We start from the raw sequence: 16,506 nt of genomic DNA, 5'->3' as shown, positions 1-16,506 counted from the left end.
CGAGCTTGCTCGCGAAGGGGCCATTACAGCCCCCTGAAAATAGGCCGCGTGGACCATCGCTTTCGTGAGCAAGCTCACTCCCACAGGAATCTCCACTCGGCCTGATGCTACGGTGCCAGCCCCGCTTCCGGGTTCTTCAGGACTTGTGTATAACGCTGACCACTCCAGCGCGACAGTGCATTTCTGTAAATCACTTCACCGTCTTCGGCGCCTTGCCGGTGCGCATTTGTTCAAGCAGCGGGCCGCACTGGTTTGGCTCACTGTCGCCGGTCGCCACCAATGCCAGCAAACCGGCCACCGGGCCGACGGTTGCACCGAGCAGGACCATGCCCGCACCGCGCAACAACAACGGTCCGGACTGCACGCCGGCGTTGGGTTTGGCGAACGGGCCGTTGACGTACAGCGGCGAGCGCAGCGAGAACACGCGGAAACCCTTGGATTCCGGGTTGATCTGCAGGTCCAGTTGCTCGGTCTTCATGTTCGCCGTGCCATTGATGTAGATGATGGCGTTCTCGGTGTCGAAGACGAACAGGCGACTGGTCGCCAGCCCGTCCTTGATGCCGAAGTTGGAGGCCGCACAGTTGATCTTCACATCCTTGTCACCAAACAGCTTGCCTACCACGTAGTTGCCGACGTTGAGCCCGGCAATTTCCATCAGGCTGCGGCTGATCGCGCCATCGTTGACCAGCATTTTCATTTCGCCGTTGGCGGTGCCGAGCAAGGCCGCAATCGAATTGCCCCGGCCACTGATGTCGGCATCGCCGTTCAACTCACCGAAACTGGTTTTCATCGGCTCAAAGGTCGGAAACAGTTGCTTGAGTTTGAAGTTGCGCGCCGACAGCTTCGCCCTACCCTGCAACGGCTTGTTACGGCCGTCGAGGCGGATATCGGCGTCCAGCTTGCCGCCCGCCACGCCAAAGCGCAGCGGCTCAAGGCTCAACTGACCGTCGTTGAGAACAAGATGGGTATAGAGGTCGGTAAATGGCAGATCAGGGCTCTGTACGATGCGTTTGCCGGTGAATTCCACGTCGGCGCCCATCGCGCGCCAGCGGTCGGTCTGAAACTCTTCGACCGGCAGCACCTTGCCCGAAGGTTGCTTGCTTTCGCCGCCGCGTTTTTTCTGTGCGGCATTGGAGTCGGCACCGATCAGCGGCGCAAGGTCGCTGAACAGCAGTTGATTGGAAACCAACACGCCGCTCAGCTTCGGCCGCGGCTGACTGGCGATGTAGCCCAGGTCACCGTGGATATCGCTGTTGCCAATCTTGCCGTTGAAGCCCTCATAGCGAAAGTTGGCACCTGCAGGATCATGCAGCTTGGCTACCAGACGACCATCGGTGGAATAAGCAGGTGAGTCCGGCAAGGTCACGCCGGTCAGCGGGTACAGGTTGCTCAGGCTTGCGCCGGACAGTTTCAGGCGCAGGTCCAGCGCGCCGAGGTTTTGCGGGTCGGTCAGGGTGCCGGCGATCACCGCGTGGGTGTCGCCGATCTTGACGTCCGCCTGCACCGGGAATGGCTGGCTGGCATCTTTCAGCGCCAGCAAGCCACCGATTTTGCCGGTGCCGCTCAGCTTCTGGCCGTGGTACTGGCCTTTGACAGCCAGGCCAAACGCGTAATCCTGAGGCACGGCACCCTTTTCCTGCGCTTTTTGCGCCTCTTTGCTGCCGACGATTTCGCTGAACGGGATCGGTTTGCCGAGCATGTCGATCACCACATCCAGATTGGCATTCAACGTCTGGTCATTGAAACTGACCAGCCCTTTGTCGAACTTGATCGCGCCGATATCGATCACCCATTTGGAGGGCTCGGCATTCGGGTCGGACTTGGGCAAATCGAACACCCAGTTGGCACGGCCATCAGCCAGACGCTCAAGCTTGGCCTCCGGGCCGGTCAGATCGATGCGCGGGATGACCACTTGCTGAACCAGCAAAGGCAGCAGCGACAGTCGAAATTCGACATGCTTGAGGTTGACCATCTGTGGCGTTTTCGACCAGTCAGGATTGCCTAGCGTCAGGTCATCCGCAACGAAGTGCGGCGACGGCACCCAGGCGCGCCAGCCGCCCAGCTCCGGCTCGCGAGTCCAGCGCACATCCAGATCGCCATTGATGGCGAACGGACGATGCAGCGCTTCGCTGACTTTCTCGTTGAGGGTGGGCTTGATGCGATTCCAGTCGAAAGTGATGATCACAATGACCAGTACAGCGAGCACCAACAGAAGTGTGGTGCCCGTCCAGGCGAAAATCTTGCGGCTGCGCGTCATGCGTGACTCTCCAGAAAACAGCGCCCCGACCCTGGCGCGCTGAGTACGACATGAATGTTCGACTGACAAGCGCGCCGAGGGTTTGATTTGAATACGAATTCCAGCCAAAGGCCAGTACTGATGCTGTCCCGTTGGCGTGAGGGCTTGCCTGAAAACCCTTTCGACGCGGGCAAAGCGCATTTGCTAAAGTGCTGGCGCCTATTCCAAGAAACATTTGAACCATGCTGCCCCGCGCCGAACAGAAACAACAGACCCGCCGAGCCTTGCTGGATGCCGCCCATCAGTTGATGGAGAGTGGCTGCGGGTTTGGCAGCCTCAGCCTGCGCGAAGTGGCGCGCACGGCGGGCATCGTACCGACCGGTTTCTATCGGCATTTCGAGGACATGGATCAGTTGGGTCTGGCGTTGGTCATCGAGGTCGGCCAGACTTTTCGCGAAACCATCCGGCTGGTGCGCCATAACGAATTCGCCATGGGCGGCCTGATTCGCGCCTCGGTGAAGATATTTCTTGAGCGTGTGGCGGCCAACCGTTCGCAGTTTCTGTTTCTGGCCCGCGAACAATACGGCGGCTCGCTCAAGGTGCGTCAGGCGCTCGGCGCGCTGCGCGAAGGCATTAGCGCTGACCTGACCGCCGACCTGGCGAAGATGCCCAAGTGGCAACACCTGAATGCCGACGCACTGTCGATCATCGCCGACCTGGTGGTGAAAAGCGTGTTCGCCATGCTCCCCGAACTGATCGACCCACCACCCGCCTCGCTGGCCCCGCACTTGACGCCACAGGCGAAGATCACCCAGCAATTGCGCTTTATATTTATTGGCGCGCGGCACTGGCGCGGGCTTGGCAGTCATGATTGAGCGTCAGTTGAAAACAATGCGCGCACCTAAATAAAGCATTTTTAAAGCCGCGCACCATTAAGGCGCTCCACAACAACACACCTGATCAAAATCAGCCATTCTCACCGGCAATTTCCTACAGCCTGGACTGTTGGCAAGCCCCTTGCTCTGATTTGAAGCATCGCAATGGGCTGGAAGCTATCTGATGCTGGTGATTCACAACCGAATCGAACCTCAGGCCGAATGGGCCGCCGAGCTGCATTTAAATTTCGAAGCGCGCAGCAAAAGTCGCTTGCGCTGCTTCAGTGCAGAAAACGAAGACGTAGGGCTGTTCCTGCAACGCGGTCAGTCGCCTTTGCGCGATGGCGAATTTCTGCGGGCAGAGGACGGCCGAGTCGTGCGTGTTTGCGCAAGGCCCGAGAAGCTCATGCACGTCACCTGCAGCAGCACGTTCGAGCTGACGCGCGCGGCGTATCACCTTGGCAATCGCCATGTTGCCCTGCAGGTCGGTGATGGCTGGCTGCGCCTGCTCGACGATTACGTGCTCAAGGCCATGCTCGATCAACTCGGTGCGACCATCGAAGCCATCGAAGCGCCGTTCCAGCCGGAACATGGTGCTTATGGTGGCGGGCATCATCACTCACGCGCAGGGGAAGAGGACTTCAACTACCCGCCGCGCATGCACCAGTTCGGCGTGCGCAAGTGAACAGCGCCTGGGCGCTCTTGCGTCTGGCCAGTCCGCAGCTGCCGATTGGCGGCTACAGCTACTCGCAAGGGCTGGAAATGGCCGTGGAGCACGCCATCGTCACTGATCCGCAGACCGCAGGACGCTGGATTGGTGATCAGTTATTGCTCAACCTTGCCCGTTTCGAGGCGCCCTTGCTGTTGGCGCATTGCGAAGCGGCGGCAGTCGGCGACTGGGGGCAACTGCTGCAAGTCAGCGAACAACATCGCGCCAGCCGCGAGACCCGCGAGCTGCATCAGGAAAGCCGGCAGATGGGCTACTCACTGCAACAGCTGCTCAACGGCCTGCCTGAACTGGACCGCGACGCCCGCCGCTTTCTGGAACAGACCACAGAGCCGCATCTGGCCCTTGGCTGGGCGCTGGCTGCGCGCACGTGGCAGATCAGCCCGCAGGACGCGCTGGCGGCGTGGCTGTGGAGCTGGTTGGAAAACCAGTTGGCCGTGCTGATGAAAACGCTGCCGCTAGGCCAACAAGCCGCGCAGCGCCTGACCAGCGAGCTGCTGCCGTTGTTGCAGCAGGCGCAGGTCAATGCCAGCGCACCAGACACTCACCCTGCTGGCAGCGCGGCCTTTGGCCTGGCGTTGGCGAGCATGGCCCACGAACGTCAATACAGCCGGTTATTCCGGTCCTGATCAGCTTTTATGGAGAACTCAATGAACAGCCAACCTCTGCGCGTCGGCATCGGTGGCCCGGTCGGGTCCGGTAAGACCGCCCTGACCCTGGCCCTGTGTCTGGCCCTGCGTGAACGCTACAACCTGGCGGTCGTGACCAACGATATCTACACCCGCGAAGACGCCGACTTTCTGGTGCGCAACGAAGCACTGGCACCAGAACGCATCATCGGTGTTGAAACCGGTGGCTGCCCGCACACAGCCATTCGTGAAGATGCCTCGATCAACCTTGAAGCCGTTGATCAGCTCAATCGTCGTTTCGAGGGGCTGGACATGATCATCGTCGAATCCGGTGGCGATAACCTTTCCGCGACCTTCAGCCCAGAGCTGTCCGACCTGACCATCTACGTGATCGACGTGTCGGCAGGCGACAAGCTGCCGCGTAAAGGCGGGCCTGGGATTTGCAAGTCCGACCTGCTGGTGATCAACAAGATCGACCTTGCGCCGCTGGTAGGTGCTTCGCTGGAGATGATGGACAGCGACACGCGCAAAATGCGTGGCGAAAAGCCGTTCGTCTTCAGCAACCAGAAAACCGGTCAGGGTCTGGAACAGATCATTGCCTTTATCGAGCGCCAGGGCCTGCTGACTACGGCCGCCTGAATTCAACCCACAAGGAACCCGTCGATGAACTACAAAAAAGCTCTGGGCGCCCTCGCCCTTCTGTTGGTGCCTACTTTGGCCCTGGCTCACCCCGGTCATGGCGATAACGGCTTGATCGCCGGCATCAGCCATCCGCTCGGCGGGCTGGATCATTTGCTGGCGATGCTGGCGGTCGGCTTGTGGGCTGCGCAGCAACAGGGCGCAGCGCGCTGGGCGTTGCCGTGCACCTTCGTCGGCACCATGCTGATCGGCGGCCTGCTGGGCTTTGAGGGCCTGAACCTGCCAGCACTGGAAAGCGGCATTGCGGCCTCGGTACTGGCGCTGGGCCTGGCGGTGGCACTGGCGGTTCGTCCTCCGCTGGCATTGGCAATGGCGGCTACAGCCTTGTTCGCGTTGTTCCACGGCGTGGCGCACGGTCTTGAGCTGCCTGACATGTCCAGCCCATGGGCGTACGCAGCCGGTTTCGTGGCGGCGACTGCTGCACTGCATGCAGCGGGCTACGCCGTGGTGCGCGTGCTGCCAAAAGCGGCTGCGCCACTGGTGCGCATCGCTGGCGCAGCCTCGGCGGCGACGGGTGTGTGGTTGCTGGCGGGCTGATAACTGACTCTCGTGCCAACGCTGGAGCGTGCGCAACGATAATCTCAATATCGTGCGACGCTCTGCGTCGCATGCCGTTCTGGGCGCTCCGCGTCCTCTTGCGACGCAGAGCGTCGCGACCCGCATTGCCACGCTGGAGCGTAAGTAACGAGCAGTGCAAGCGCAGCGTCCTGAATACTCACCGGCGCAGCAATCCTGATAACATGCTGCGCACTTCGACACTGCCGCGATGCCCGCCGATGCCTCATGTTTCCAGCTCTGCCCCCAGCCCTGAACTGACCGCCGCACTCGCGGCCTTGCAGGCGCATTTCCTGCAAGTCGTCGTGCCGCTCTGGCAGGGGCCGGGCTGGAATGCGCAACTGGCGCTGCCTTACGAAGCACTGGATGCCAACGATCAGCCGTTGCCGCCGCAACGCTATCGGGCGATGGCCTGTGCGCGGCAGTTGTTCCTGTTTTCCAGCCTGACCGGTAACCCTGATGTGCCGAATGCGCAGACCCGGGCTGGCGCGCTGTTCCGCTCTTTGCAACAGCATTTCCATGATGCCGAGCACGGCGGCTGGTTCTACAGCATTGACCCACAGGGCACGCCACTGGATCGCCGCAAGGACCTCTATACACACGCCTTCATCATTTTTGCCTGCGCGCATTACTGGGCCAAGGTGCGCGACCCGCTCGCCGAGTCAGTGCTCAACGCAGCGCTCAACGTGGTAGCTGAACGCTTTGCCGACGATGACGGGCTATACGAAGCGCAACTCGATGAAGACTGGTCGACGCTGGGCAGCGGCCCGTTGCAGAACCCCCTGATGCACCTGGCCGAAGCCTTTCTGGCGACGCTGTCGGTGCGCGCCGATCCGGCCACCCAGGCGGCAATGGATGCGCTGGTTATCCACATGCAACGCCGCTTTGTCGACACGGCAACCGGCGTGATGCTGGAGAAACCGCTGGGCGCTGTGGATAACTGGTACGAGCCGGGCCATCAGTTCGAATGGTTTTTCCTGCTGCAATCCTCGCCCGACCTGCACGGCCGCGAGCTGCACGAATCCATGACCCGTGCGTTTGCTTACGCGCAGGCACAAGGCGTTGATGCACAGAGCGGCGCGGTCACGGCCACGCTGACGCTGGACGGATCAGTGCGCGACGCTACCCAGCGTATCTGGGCGCAGGCGGAATATTTGCGGGCAATGGCGCTAAGGCCTGAAAGCGAAGCCAGGCTACTGAAGCAGTTACAGGCTTTTGAGCGGCGCTTTCTGCATGCCAAAGGCTGGAACGAGTGCGTGGAGCCCGACGGTACGGTCAGTCGCAGCGACATGCCTTCGACCACGCCTTACCATCTGGCAACGTGTTACATCGGTATGGCAGACTTTGCCGAGAACCGCTTCGTCACCGCCTTCCCGCCGCATGCGCCTGTAGAGGGCTGATCGAGCTGTAACGCTCGATCAGCAGGACGGTCAGCCGCGATTGCGATCAATCGCAAAACCGGCCCAGGTCTGGCTGACGGGCATCAGCTCCAGACTGTTGATGTTGACGTGCGCTGGTGTGTTCATGATCCAGAAAATGGTGTCAGCGATGTCCTGTGGCTGGATCGGCTCGGCACCTGCGTAGGTGGCGTCATACTTGGCCTGATCGCCGCCGAAACGCACCAGCGAAAACTCGCTCTCGCACAAACCTGGCTCCAGGTTGGTGACTCGCACACCCGTGCCGATCAGGTCGTTGCGCAGGTTCAGCGAGAACTGGCCGACAAACGCCTTGGTGCCGCCATACACGTTGCCGCCCGGATACGGGTAGTTACCGGCCACCGAACCCAGGTTGACGATGCTCGCGCCGCGACCGTGCGCGATCAGGCGTGGCAGCAACAGACGAGTGGTGTACACCAGGCCCTTCACGTTGGTGTCGATCATGGTGTCCCAGTCATCCAGATCGCACTTGGGCGCAGGGTCGATGCCCAGCGCCAGACCCGCGTTGTTGATCAGCCCGCGAATGCTGGCGAAATCCTCAGGCAAATCGCCGAGGGCACTCTCCATCGCCTTGCGGTCACGCACATCCAGCACCAGCGTATGGACTTTAGTCTGCTTCGACAGCTCGGCACTCAAGGCATCCAGACGGTCTTTACGGCGACCGGTCAATATCAGCGACCAGCCCGCGTCGGCAAAACGGCGGGCGCAGGCCTCACCGAAACCGGAAGTAGCGCCCGTGATGAATACGGTGGAAGTCATTTCAATCTCCTGACATGGCGCGAAAAGAGCGCAGCCTGTTAATAAGTTATCGGCAGGGCAGCAGAATGCCCGTCAGCGGGGCCACGATGCAACAACCCGGCACTTTTGTACAAAAAACAACCAACTTGAGCAACGCCATGTATTCCGGGGCTTGCAGGTACTTTTGCCCACCTTATCCACAGTCAGACACACAATCTCTGGGGGCAAGTCGGTTACGCTGAAAGTCCCGTCGTTCGGGGCTTCCAGCGATTCGGGTGAAGTTTTTCCCTTGACTTTGCCCGACACCACAAAGGGAATGAGGAGCGTCAGAAAACCGTGATGGCCTGTAGCCCAGATGCAGCAACGGCTGGATCACTATTTCCAACGCTTGTTCACAGACTTATCCACAGGCTGTGCAACTCGAAAAGCTGTATGAACGACCAGTTGCAAAGCGGTTGACAAACCCCTGCGAAAGTTAGCTGAAAACCTTTGTACGAAATTTAACCAGCGCGCTACAACCCTTATGCATAAAGGGCTGCAGGTAAATACTCCCAAGTTATTAACAGCCAGTTCCACAGCAAACCTGAACAAGTCAAAACGGTGACAAAACAACCGTTTGCAGCGGTTTTATGTCGCATGCAGGAGGGTCGCCAAAAATGTTTTCCACAATTGCAAAGAAACACGCCCCGGATGTTTGAGCATCCGGGGCGCGGGTTGAATACGACAGGTCTTTGACGAACTCAGTGACCGCCCAGATAAGCGTTCCTGACCTCTTCATTTACAAGCAATTCCTTGCCCGTACCGGACAAGCGAATCTCACCGTTGACCATCACGTAAGCGCGATCCGACAGCTTGAGCGCATGGTTGGCGTTCTGCTCGACCAGAAAGATGGTCATGCCGGTGGCTGCCAGCTCGCGCAGGGTCGAGAAGATCTGTTTGACGATGATCGGCGCCAGCCCCAGGCTCGGCTCGTCGAGCAGCAGCAACCTGGGCCGGCTCATCAGCGCACGGGCAATGGCGAGCATTTGCTGCTCGCCACCGGACATGGTCATAGCGCGCTGGTTGCGGCGCTCCTTGAGGCGCGGGAACAGTTCGAACATGCGCTGCATGTCTTCAGCCGAGTGCTTGTCGCCAATAGGGATCGTGCCCATCATCAGGTTTTCCTCGACCGACATGTCGGGGAACACCCGCCGCCCTTCCGGCGACTGCGCAATGCCATTGGAGGCAATGTAGTGCGAGGACTTCTGGGTGATGTCCGTGCCCTGATAGATGATCTGCCCGCTGGCGGCGCGCGGCTGACCGAAGATCGACATCAGCAGCGTGGACTTGCCCGCACCGTTGGAGCCGATCAGGCTCACCGTTTCGCCTTCATTGATGTGCAGCGAGACTTTCTTGAGGGCCTGAATCGGCCCGTAAAACACATCGATCTCTTTCAGTTCGAGGATCGGCTTGCTCATACCAGCTCCTCTTCATCAGCGCCCAGGTACGCAGCGATAACTTTCGGATCGTTGCGGATCTGTTCCGGCCCGCCCATGGCAATCACATTGCCGTGGTCGAGCACCACAATATCGTCGGAAATACCCATAACCATGCCCATGTCGTGCTCGATCAGCACGATGGTCATGTCGTGTTCGTCGCGCAGCAGGCGGATCATGCCGCTCAGCGCCTCGGTTTCCTGGGGGTTGAGACCGGCAGCCGGCTCGTCCAGGCAGATCACCTGCGGACGCGTGCACATGGCACGGGCGATCTCCAGGCGGCGTTGCTGGCCGTAGGACAGCTCGCCCGCCAAGCGGTTGGCGCAATCCACCAGATCGACCACTTCCAGCCAGTAAAACGCCGCATTGAGCGCGTCCTCTTCGGCCTTGCGATAGCCTTTGGTGTTGAGAATCCCGCTGATCAGGCTGCGGTTGACCCACATGTGCTGGGCGACCAGCAGGTTCTCGACCACCGACATTTCCTTGAACAGGCGAATGTTCTGGAAGGTGCGCGCCAGCCCTGCCCGATTGACCAGATGGGTGCCGCCGAACATCTTGTAGTACACCCGGCTGAAAAAGCTTTTCGGCGAGACAAAATCAGTCGCCTTGAACGGCTCGCCGAGCAGCCGGATCACATTGGTGGTATTGCCGCGGGTGTGCAGCTCGATGCGCCCGCCAGTGGCCTTGTAGAAACCGGTCAGGCAGTTGAAAACCGTGGTCTTGCCCGCACCGTTGGGACCGATCAGGGCAAAAATCGAGTTGCGACGCACTTTGAGGCTGACGTCGCTGAGGGCCTTGATGCCGCCAAAGTGCATCATCAGGTGCTCGACAGAAAGAATCACTTCATTGCTCATCGCGCACCTCCTTCTGTGACCAGCGCACCCTTGCGTGGTTTCACGCCGGTGCGACTGATGCGGATCAGGCCGCGCGGCCGCCAGATCATCATCAGCACCATCAGAATGCCGAACAGCAACACGCGGTACTCGGAGAAGCTGCGCAGCAGCTCAGGCGCCACGGTCAGCACGAAAGCAGCAATCACCACACCGATGGTCGAACCCATACCGCCCAGCACGACGATGGCCAGAATCAGCGCCGACTCGAAGAAGGTGAACGACGTCGGGTTGACGAAGCCTTGGTAGCTGGCGAAAAACACACCGGCAAGCCCCGCCGTCGAAGCACCGATGGTGAACGCCGACAGCTTGACCAGTACGTGATTGAGGCCCATCGAACGGCAGGCAATCTCGTCTTCGCGCAGGGCTTCCCACGCACGGCCAATCGGCATGCGGGTCAGGCGATGCTTGATGAATAACACCGCCAGCACCACCAGAAACAGCACGGTATAGATGAAGATGAATTTCAGGTCCGGGTTGTAATCGAAGCCGAAATACTCATGAATGGGGACACCGCCGTCTTTGGCGCGACGCCCGAATTCCAGGCCGAAAAAGGTCGGCGACGGCACCGGCACACCATTGGGGCCACCGGTGAACGACAGCCAGTTGTTTAGCACCAGACGGATGATTTCGCCGAACCCCAGCGTCACGATGGCCAGGTAATCGCCATGCATGCGCAACACCGGAAAGCCGAGAATGCACCCGGCAAGCGCCGCCGCGATGGCCGCCAGCGGCAACGCCGACCAGAAGCCCAGGCCCAGATACTGATAGCCGAGCGCCAGGCCGTAAGCACCGATGGCATAGAAAGCGACGTAGCCCAGATCGAGCAGACCGGCCAGACCGACCACGATATTCAGGCCCAGCCCCAGCAGTACGTAAATCAGCCCGAGAATGACCACGGTCAGGATGTACTTGTTGGCGAAGATCGGGAACACGATGGCAATTACGATCAGCAGCGGAATGATCCAGTACAGGCTGGATTTGTGATCGGGCTTGAGCACATGCACGCCAGAGTCCGAGCTTTCAAAACTCTGGGACATGCGTATGCCTCTGGGCGTCTGCAGGAACAGACTGATCAGAAAGCGCCCGACCATGACTACAGCCACCAGCCACGCGACACGGGTCGGTTGCAGGTTAAAGCTGTAGCCGTCGAGCACGATGCCGACAATCGGGCCGAACACGATCAATGCCAGCAGCCCGGCGACAACGGCATCGATCAGGCTTTTTTTGATTTCAACAGGTTTGGTGACAGGACCAGCAGCAGTAACGGACATACTTATACCTTCGCCACGAGTGGGCGACCCAGTAGGCCTTGGGGACGGAAAATCAGGATCAATACCAACAGGCCGAAACTGAACACGTCTTTGTAATCGGAGTTGATCAAGCCGGAGAACTGCGACTCGGCAACCCCCAGGATCAAACCGCCTAACATGGCGCCTGGCAGTGACCCGATGCCGCCGAGCACCGCAGCCGTGAACGCCTTGATGCCGATGATGAAGCCCGCATAGAAATCGAAGGTGCCGTAATTCATGGTAATCAGCACACCGGCCAGTGCGGCCATGGCAGCACCGATGATGAACACGTAGGAGATGACCCGGTCAGTGTTGATGCCGAGGATCGACGCCATCTTGCGGTCTTGCTGCGTGGCGCGGCACATGCGGCCCAGCCTGGTGTACTTGATGATGTAGGTCAGCACGCCCATGCCGACGAACGCGGCAATCAGGATGAAGATCTTGGTGTAAGTGATCTGCACAAAGCCGCTGCCGATCTCGAAGCGCCACGCGCCTTCAAGCAATGTCGGCACGCCTTGCTGGCGAGCGCCCTGACTGATCTGCGCGTAGTTCTGCAGAATCAGGGAAATACCGATGGCGCTGATCAGCGGTGCCAGGCGGGTCGAGTTACGCAGTGGCTTGTAGGTCACCCGCTCGATGACAAACCCGTAGACGCCGGTGACCACGATGGTGAATACCAGCGTGCCGAGAATCAGGAATGGAAAGGATTCCAGTCCGAAGAAAGACAGAACCGCGAGGCCGATAGCGGCCAGGTAGGCGGAAATCATGTACACGTCGCCGTGGGCGAAGTTGATCATGCCGATGATGCCGTAGACCATCGTGTAGCCGATGGCGATAAGGCCATAGACAGACCCGAGGGTGAGTCCGTTGACCATTTGTTGCAGGAAGATTCCATCCATCACGCACGCTCACACACTGAAGGGCAGCTCAGCACCCCGCTGATCGCCCCCTCGTGAGGCGCGATCGGCAGGTCCGAAAACAACAAAAGAGATGCAGGCTCGCTCATGGGCGAGCCCATCACCCGGTCAGCCTCTGCCGGACAGAACTGACACGAGGTTTATCTCACTTCTGTTTTTCGAGTTGCTTGTATTTGCCGGTGGCGTCCCACTGGTAAACCACATAGTCGGAGACTTTCAGGTCACCTTTGGCGTCCCAGGCTTTATCACCCATCACGGTCTTGACGGAGTTGGCCTTGAGCCACTTGGCAGCCTCTTCGCCCTTGTTGGATTTAGCGCCATTGAAGCCGGCAGCCAGCGTCTGCAGCGAAGCGTAAGCGTAGAGTGTGTAGCCTTCAGGCTCGTAACCGGTTTTGCGGAACTGGTCCACAACCGCCTTGCTTTCCGGCAACACGCGCGGGTCTGCGCCAAAGGTCATGTACACGCCGTCCACGTATTGCGGACCGCCAGCGGTGGTGACCAACTCGTCAGTGACGATACCGTCATCGGACATGAACCTGACGTCCTTGAGGCCTTGCTCGCGCATCTGACGAACCAGCGGGCCGGCTTCCGGGTGCAGGCCGCCGAAGTACACAACGTCGGCGCCAAACGAACGAATCTTGGTCACCAGCGCACTGAAGTCTTTTTCACCACGAGTCAGACCCTCGTAGAGAATTTCTTCTTTCTTGATGCCGCGCTTGTCCAGTTGCTTGCGGGTTGCATCGGCAAGGCCCTGGCCATAGGTGTCCTTGTCGTGAATAACGGCAATTTTCTTGCCCTTGAGCACGTCAACGATGTAATCACCGGCGACCACACCCTGCTGGTCATCACGACCGCACATGCGGAACATTTCCTTGAAGCCACGCTCTGTCACCGTCGGGTTGGTCGAGCCCGGCGTAATGGCAATCACGCCTGCATCGTTGTAGATATCCGAGGCGGGAATGGTAGACGACGAGCAGAAGTGCCCGACCACACCAATCACTTTTTCCTGATCCACAAGACGGTTTGCAACCGCAACGGCCTGTTTTGGCTCACAGGCGTCATCGCCTTCAACCAAGACGATTTTTTCCCCGTTCACACCGCCTGCCGCGTTGATTGCGTCGGCTGCTGCCTGCGCACCTTTCATGTATTGCTGACCAAACGATGCGTTGGCGCCGGTCATGGGACCTGCGACGCCGATTTTCACGTCAGCCTGTGCAAACGAAGACACGCCCAATGCAGTTGCCACTGCAATTGCCAGAAAACCTTTCCTGTAAAACGTATGCGACATGAGTGGTGCTCCTGAGGATATTTTTTTAATGGGCACTGCGATTACGTGATTGCTCGAAAATCCGGATTGCTGAGCGACAGAACTACGTATTGCCTGGAGCAAGGCCCGTGCCATCACTTTTTCATTATCGTGAATGGCGTGTTTTTCTTTCCATTCAACGACCTGTTTACCACGCACAGAGGCGTGCAACCCGCCGAAACACACAAGGTGCAACCCAGCAGCAAAAAAGAGCAACCACAACTGAGCCGGATAGCAACCCACGCAATAGAGGATGGGCAACCCACCTGTAACAACACACGTCACCGAATTGCACACGCCCGGTGCGCGAACGCTACGAGACGCACCATTTGAGGCTAGCGGATTTGCCGAATAACGTATGAGGGCAGTTCTCACAGGCATTAATAAACGGCAGACGCGTGGCCGACAAACGACATTCAAGCGAGATATCATTCCGATTATTCATGCTGCTCACGCACGCTCGCGCCGTAAAACAGAGAAGTCATCATGCTGAACAAACGTCATCTGCCTTCGATCGCCGCATTGCAATGTTTTGAGGCAGTGACCCGGCACTTGAGCTTCACGCGCGCTGCCGAAGAGCTGAACCTGACCCAGAGCGCCGTCAGCAAACAGGTCGCGCAGCTTGAGGAACTGGTTCAGCACCTGCTGTTTCAGCGCGTGCGCCGGCGCCTGCAACTGACGCCCGCCGGCGCGCTGTATCTGGCGGAAGTGCGCAAGATCCTCACTCAGATCGAGATGTCCACGCACTTTCTGCGCTCCTATGGCGGCGAGACCGAGGTGCTGCGGGTTTCGACGCCGTCAACCTTCGGAGCCCGCTGGCTGGTGCCGCGCCTGAAAGGCTGGCGGCTGCGGCATCCGCACATTCATCTGGACCTGATCAATGAACAGGAGTCCGACGACCTGCTCAAGGGCCGTTGCGACGTGTCGTTCTATTTCGGCCAGGCCGCGATACCCGGCGCCGAAAGCGTCAAGCTGTTCGGCGAAGAACTGGTGCCGGTGTGCTCGCCCGACAGCCTGCCAGCCGAGCCCTTCACGGACCCGACCCAACTGAGCGAACTGGTGCTGTTGCAGAACGCCTTTCGCCCGCAGGCCTGGCACGAGTGGTTTGAAAGCCAGGGGTATCACACCGATCACAGTTATCACGGGCCGCGCTTTGAAACCTTCTACATGTGCATTCGGGCCGCACAGGTCGGCTGTGGTGTCGCGTTGCTGCCACGCTTTCTGGTCGAAGAAGAACTGGCCGAGGGCAAGCTGGTGATTGCATGGGATTACGCATTGCCCAGCACTAACAGCGCCTACTACCTGTCCTATCCGGAACACACTGCCGACGTGCCCAAAATCAGGGTTTTTCTGCAGTGGATGCTGGAACAGTTGGATCAACCGGCCCGTTAAGGGCGACAATGCCTACCCATCCGGCCGTGAGCTTTCCGTGGTGACAGACAGGAAGTCGCGAGTCCGACATTATCCGGCTGCTCTGGAGAGCCCGATTCAATGAGCGAGAGCGCCTTTTCAAATCGCATCGTGCAAAGCCTGCTCGATACCGATTTCTACAAACTGACCATGATGCAGGCGGTGCTGCACAACTACCCCAACGTCGACGTTGAATGGGAGTTTCGCTGCCGCAACGGTGAAGACCTGCGTCCCTACCTGGGCGAAATCCAGCAACAGATCGAGCGGCTGTGCGAGCTGTCCCTGAGCCCTGAACACCTGGTCTTCCTGGAACGCATCACCTTCATGAAACCGGATTTTCTGAGGTTTCTGGGCCTGTTCCGTTTCAATACCCGCTACGTGAAAACCAGCATCGAGAACGATGAACTGTGCATTCGCCTGCACGGCCCGTGGCTCCACGTCATTCTCTTCGAAGTGCCGTTGCTGGCGATCGTCAGTGAGGTGCGCAATCGGCATCGCTACCCGGACACCCTACTCAGCCAGGCGCGGGATCGCCTGTACGACAAGTTCGAATGGCTGACCGTCAACGCCACGCCAGATGAGCTGGCCGAGCTGAAAGTCGCAGACTTCGGCACGCGCAGACGGTTTTCCTACCGCGTGCAGGAAGAAGTTCTCAACGTGCTCAAGCAGGACTTTCCGGGGCAACTGGTTGGCACCAGCAACGTGCATCTGGCGCGCCAGCTTGACCTCAAGCCGCTCGGCACGATGGCCCATGAATGGATCATGGCTCACCAGCAACTGGGGCCGCGCCTGATCGACAGCCAGATTGCCGCGCTCGATTGTTGGGTTCGCGAATATCGCGGCCTGCTGGGTATCGCGCTGACCGACTGCATCACCACCGATGCCTTCCTGAACGACTTCGATCTGTACTTCGCCAAGCTGTTCGACGGTTTACGCCATGATTCGGGCGACCCGGTGAAGTGGGCCGAAAAATGCATCTCGCACTACCAGAAACTGGGTATCGACCCGATGAGCAAGACGCTGGTGTTCTCCGACGGGCTGAACCTGCCCAAGGCACTCGATATCTTTCGGGCGTTGCGCGGGCGCATCAATGTCAGCTTCGGCATCGGCACCAACCTGACCGCCGACATACCCGGCATCGCCCCCATGAACATGGTATTGAAGATGACCGCTTGCGCCGGTCAGGCGGTGGCAAAAATTTCCGATGAGCCCGGCAAGACGCAATGCAAGGACCCGAACTTTGTCGCCTACCTGCGGCATGTGTTCAAGGTGCCTGATGTGCCGAGCCCCGCAAAACCAGCTTGAAATGTCCTACTTACGA

The 16,506-nt window shown here is 59.3% G+C and carries 15 protein-coding genes; 8 read left to right on the top strand and 7 right to left on the bottom strand.

Annotation, left to right across the window (positions count from 1 at the left end):
• Positions 1–190 precede the first annotated feature (190 nt).
• Positions 191–2,257 carry an AsmA family protein gene (locus tag DW49_RS0100730; protein WP_024421055.1) on the bottom strand — a complete coding sequence of 689 codons (2,067 nt, stop codon included), beginning with the start codon at positions 2,255–2,257 and terminating at the stop codon, positions 191–193.
• A gap of 221 nt (positions 2,258–2,478) precedes the next feature.
• Between DW49_RS0100730 and DW49_RS0100725 the strand changes: the two genes are divergently transcribed.
• The 6 genes from DW49_RS0100725 to DW49_RS0100700 all read left to right on the top strand — a co-directional run bounded on the left by DW49_RS0100725 (position 2,479) and on the right by DW49_RS0100700 (position 7,121).
• On the top strand, positions 2,479–3,111 hold the full coding sequence (locus DW49_RS0100725) for a TetR family transcriptional regulator (protein WP_005620782.1): 633 nt from the start codon (positions 2,479–2,481) through the stop codon (positions 3,109–3,111).
• Positions 3,112–3,295: 184 nt separating this feature from the next.
• Positions 3,296–3,796: an urease accessory protein UreE gene (ureE, locus tag DW49_RS0100720; RefSeq protein WP_005620783.1), complete on the top strand. Its 501-nt coding sequence runs from the start codon at positions 3,296–3,298 to the stop codon at positions 3,794–3,796.
• Entirely contained in the window at positions 3,793–4,467 is a 675-nt protein-coding gene (locus tag DW49_RS0100715; protein ID WP_005620784.1) for an urease accessory protein UreF, read from the top strand. The genes ureE and DW49_RS0100715 overlap by 4 nt, the downstream gene beginning before the upstream one ends.
• Positions 4,468–4,488: 21 nt before the next feature.
• Positions 4,489–5,106 carry an urease accessory protein UreG gene (gene ureG, locus DW49_RS0100710; RefSeq protein ID WP_003376376.1) on the top strand — a complete coding sequence of 206 codons (618 nt, stop codon included), beginning with the start codon at positions 4,489–4,491 and terminating at the stop codon, positions 5,104–5,106.
• Between the two features lie 24 nt (positions 5,107–5,130).
• The gene (locus DW49_RS0100705) at positions 5,131–5,703 is read left to right on the top strand and encodes a HupE/UreJ family protein (RefSeq protein WP_005620786.1); all 573 of its coding nucleotides are present in this window, start codon (positions 5,131–5,133) and stop codon (positions 5,701–5,703) included.
• A 203-nt stretch (positions 5,704–5,906) separates the two neighbouring features.
• A complete protein-coding gene (locus DW49_RS0100700) occupies positions 5,907–7,121 on the top strand; it encodes an AGE family epimerase/isomerase (protein ID WP_005620789.1) in 1,215 nt (404 codons plus the stop codon).
• Positions 7,122–7,151: 30 nt separating this feature from the next.
• Here DW49_RS0100700 and DW49_RS0100695 read toward each other — a convergent pair whose 3' ends face one another.
• The 6 genes from DW49_RS0100695 to DW49_RS0100670 form a co-directional block, all read right to left on the bottom strand.
• On the bottom strand, positions 7,152–7,916 hold the full coding sequence (locus tag DW49_RS0100695; protein WP_003376370.1) for an SDR family oxidoreductase: 765 nt from the start codon (positions 7,914–7,916) through the stop codon (positions 7,152–7,154).
• Between the two features lie 719 nt (positions 7,917–8,635).
• Positions 8,636–9,352, bottom strand: a complete 717-nt coding sequence (locus DW49_RS0100690) for an ABC transporter ATP-binding protein (RefSeq protein WP_003376368.1) — start codon at positions 9,350–9,352, stop codon at positions 8,636–8,638.
• Positions 9,349–10,224 carry an ABC transporter ATP-binding protein gene (locus DW49_RS0100685; RefSeq protein WP_005620797.1) on the bottom strand — a complete coding sequence of 292 codons (876 nt, stop codon included), beginning with the start codon at positions 10,222–10,224 and terminating at the stop codon, positions 9,349–9,351. Before DW49_RS0100685 ends, DW49_RS0100690 begins: the two co-directional genes overlap by 4 nt.
• Positions 10,221–11,534, bottom strand: a complete 1,314-nt coding sequence (livM, locus tag DW49_RS0100680; RefSeq protein WP_003376364.1) for a high-affinity branched-chain amino acid ABC transporter permease LivM — start codon at positions 11,532–11,534, stop codon at positions 10,221–10,223. Before livM ends, DW49_RS0100685 begins: the two co-directional genes overlap by 4 nt.
• Positions 11,535–11,536: 2 nt before the next feature.
• Positions 11,537–12,451, bottom strand: a complete 915-nt coding sequence (locus tag DW49_RS0100675; RefSeq protein WP_005620800.1) for an ABC transporter permease subunit — start codon at positions 12,449–12,451, stop codon at positions 11,537–11,539.
• Between the two features lie 163 nt (positions 12,452–12,614).
• The gene (locus DW49_RS0100670) at positions 12,615–13,757 is read right to left on the bottom strand and encodes an ABC transporter substrate-binding protein (protein WP_005620801.1); all 1,143 of its coding nucleotides are present in this window, start codon (positions 13,755–13,757) and stop codon (positions 12,615–12,617) included.
• 504 nt (positions 13,758–14,261) lie between these two features.
• On the opposite strand from DW49_RS0100670, the gene DW49_RS0100665 reads away from it, so the two are divergent.
• Together DW49_RS0100665 and pncB are read left to right on the top strand one after the other, a co-directional pair.
• On the top strand, positions 14,262–15,167 hold the full coding sequence (locus DW49_RS0100665) for a LysR substrate-binding domain-containing protein (RefSeq protein ID WP_005620804.1): 906 nt from the start codon (positions 14,262–14,264) through the stop codon (positions 15,165–15,167).
• 99 nt (positions 15,168–15,266) lie between these two features.
• Entirely contained in the window at positions 15,267–16,490 is a 1,224-nt protein-coding gene (gene pncB, locus DW49_RS0100660; RefSeq protein WP_005620805.1) for a nicotinate phosphoribosyltransferase, read from the top strand.
• Positions 16,491–16,506: the final 16 nt, after the last annotated feature.

Source organism: Pseudomonas avellanae BPIC 631 (assembly GCF_000444135.1).
Classification (GTDB): domain Bacteria; phylum Pseudomonadota; class Gammaproteobacteria; order Pseudomonadales; family Pseudomonadaceae; genus Aquipseudomonas; species Aquipseudomonas avellanae.
Note: the sequence above shows the minus strand (reverse complement) of the source record. Positions and strands in the feature narration are given on the sequence as shown.

Bases quoted from the DNA above. Each gene is read 5' to 3' on its own strand.
- DW49_RS0100730 (WP_024421055.1), bottom strand. From the start codon at position 2,257: ATGACGCGCAGCCGCAAGATTTTCGCCTGGACGGGCACCACACTTCTG.
- DW49_RS0100725 (WP_005620782.1), top strand. From the start codon at position 2,479: ATGCTGCCCCGCGCCGAACAGAAACAACAGACCCGCCGAGCCTTGCTG.
- ureE (WP_005620783.1), top strand. From the start codon at position 3,296: ATGCTGGTGATTCACAACCGAATCGAACCTCAGGCCGAATGGGCCGCC.
- ureG (WP_003376376.1), top strand. From the start codon at position 4,489: ATGAACAGCCAACCTCTGCGCGTCGGCATCGGTGGCCCGGTCGGGTCC.
- DW49_RS0100705 (WP_005620786.1), top strand. From the start codon at position 5,131: ATGAACTACAAAAAAGCTCTGGGCGCCCTCGCCCTTCTGTTGGTGCCT.
- DW49_RS0100700 (WP_005620789.1), top strand. From the start codon at position 5,907: ATGCTGCGCACTTCGACACTGCCGCGATGCCCGCCGATGCCTCATGTT.
- DW49_RS0100695 (WP_003376370.1), bottom strand. From the start codon at position 7,916: ATGACTTCCACCGTATTCATCACGGGCGCTACTTCCGGTTTCGGTGAG.
- DW49_RS0100690 (WP_003376368.1), bottom strand. From the start codon at position 9,352: ATGAGCAAGCCGATCCTCGAACTGAAAGAGATCGATGTGTTTTACGGG.
- DW49_RS0100685 (WP_005620797.1), bottom strand. From the start codon at position 10,224: ATGAGCAATGAAGTGATTCTTTCTGTCGAGCACCTGATGATGCACTTT.
- livM (WP_003376364.1), bottom strand. From the start codon at position 11,534: ATGTCCGTTACTGCTGCTGGTCCTGTCACCAAACCTGTTGAAATCAAA.
- DW49_RS0100675 (WP_005620800.1), bottom strand. From the start codon at position 12,451: ATGGATGGAATCTTCCTGCAACAAATGGTCAACGGACTCACCCTCGGG.
- DW49_RS0100670 (WP_005620801.1), bottom strand. From the start codon at position 13,757: ATGTCGCATACGTTTTACAGGAAAGGTTTTCTGGCAATTGCAGTGGCA.
- DW49_RS0100665 (WP_005620804.1), top strand. From the start codon at position 14,262: ATGCTGAACAAACGTCATCTGCCTTCGATCGCCGCATTGCAATGTTTT.
- pncB (WP_005620805.1), top strand. From the start codon at position 15,267: ATGAGCGAGAGCGCCTTTTCAAATCGCATCGTGCAAAGCCTGCTCGAT.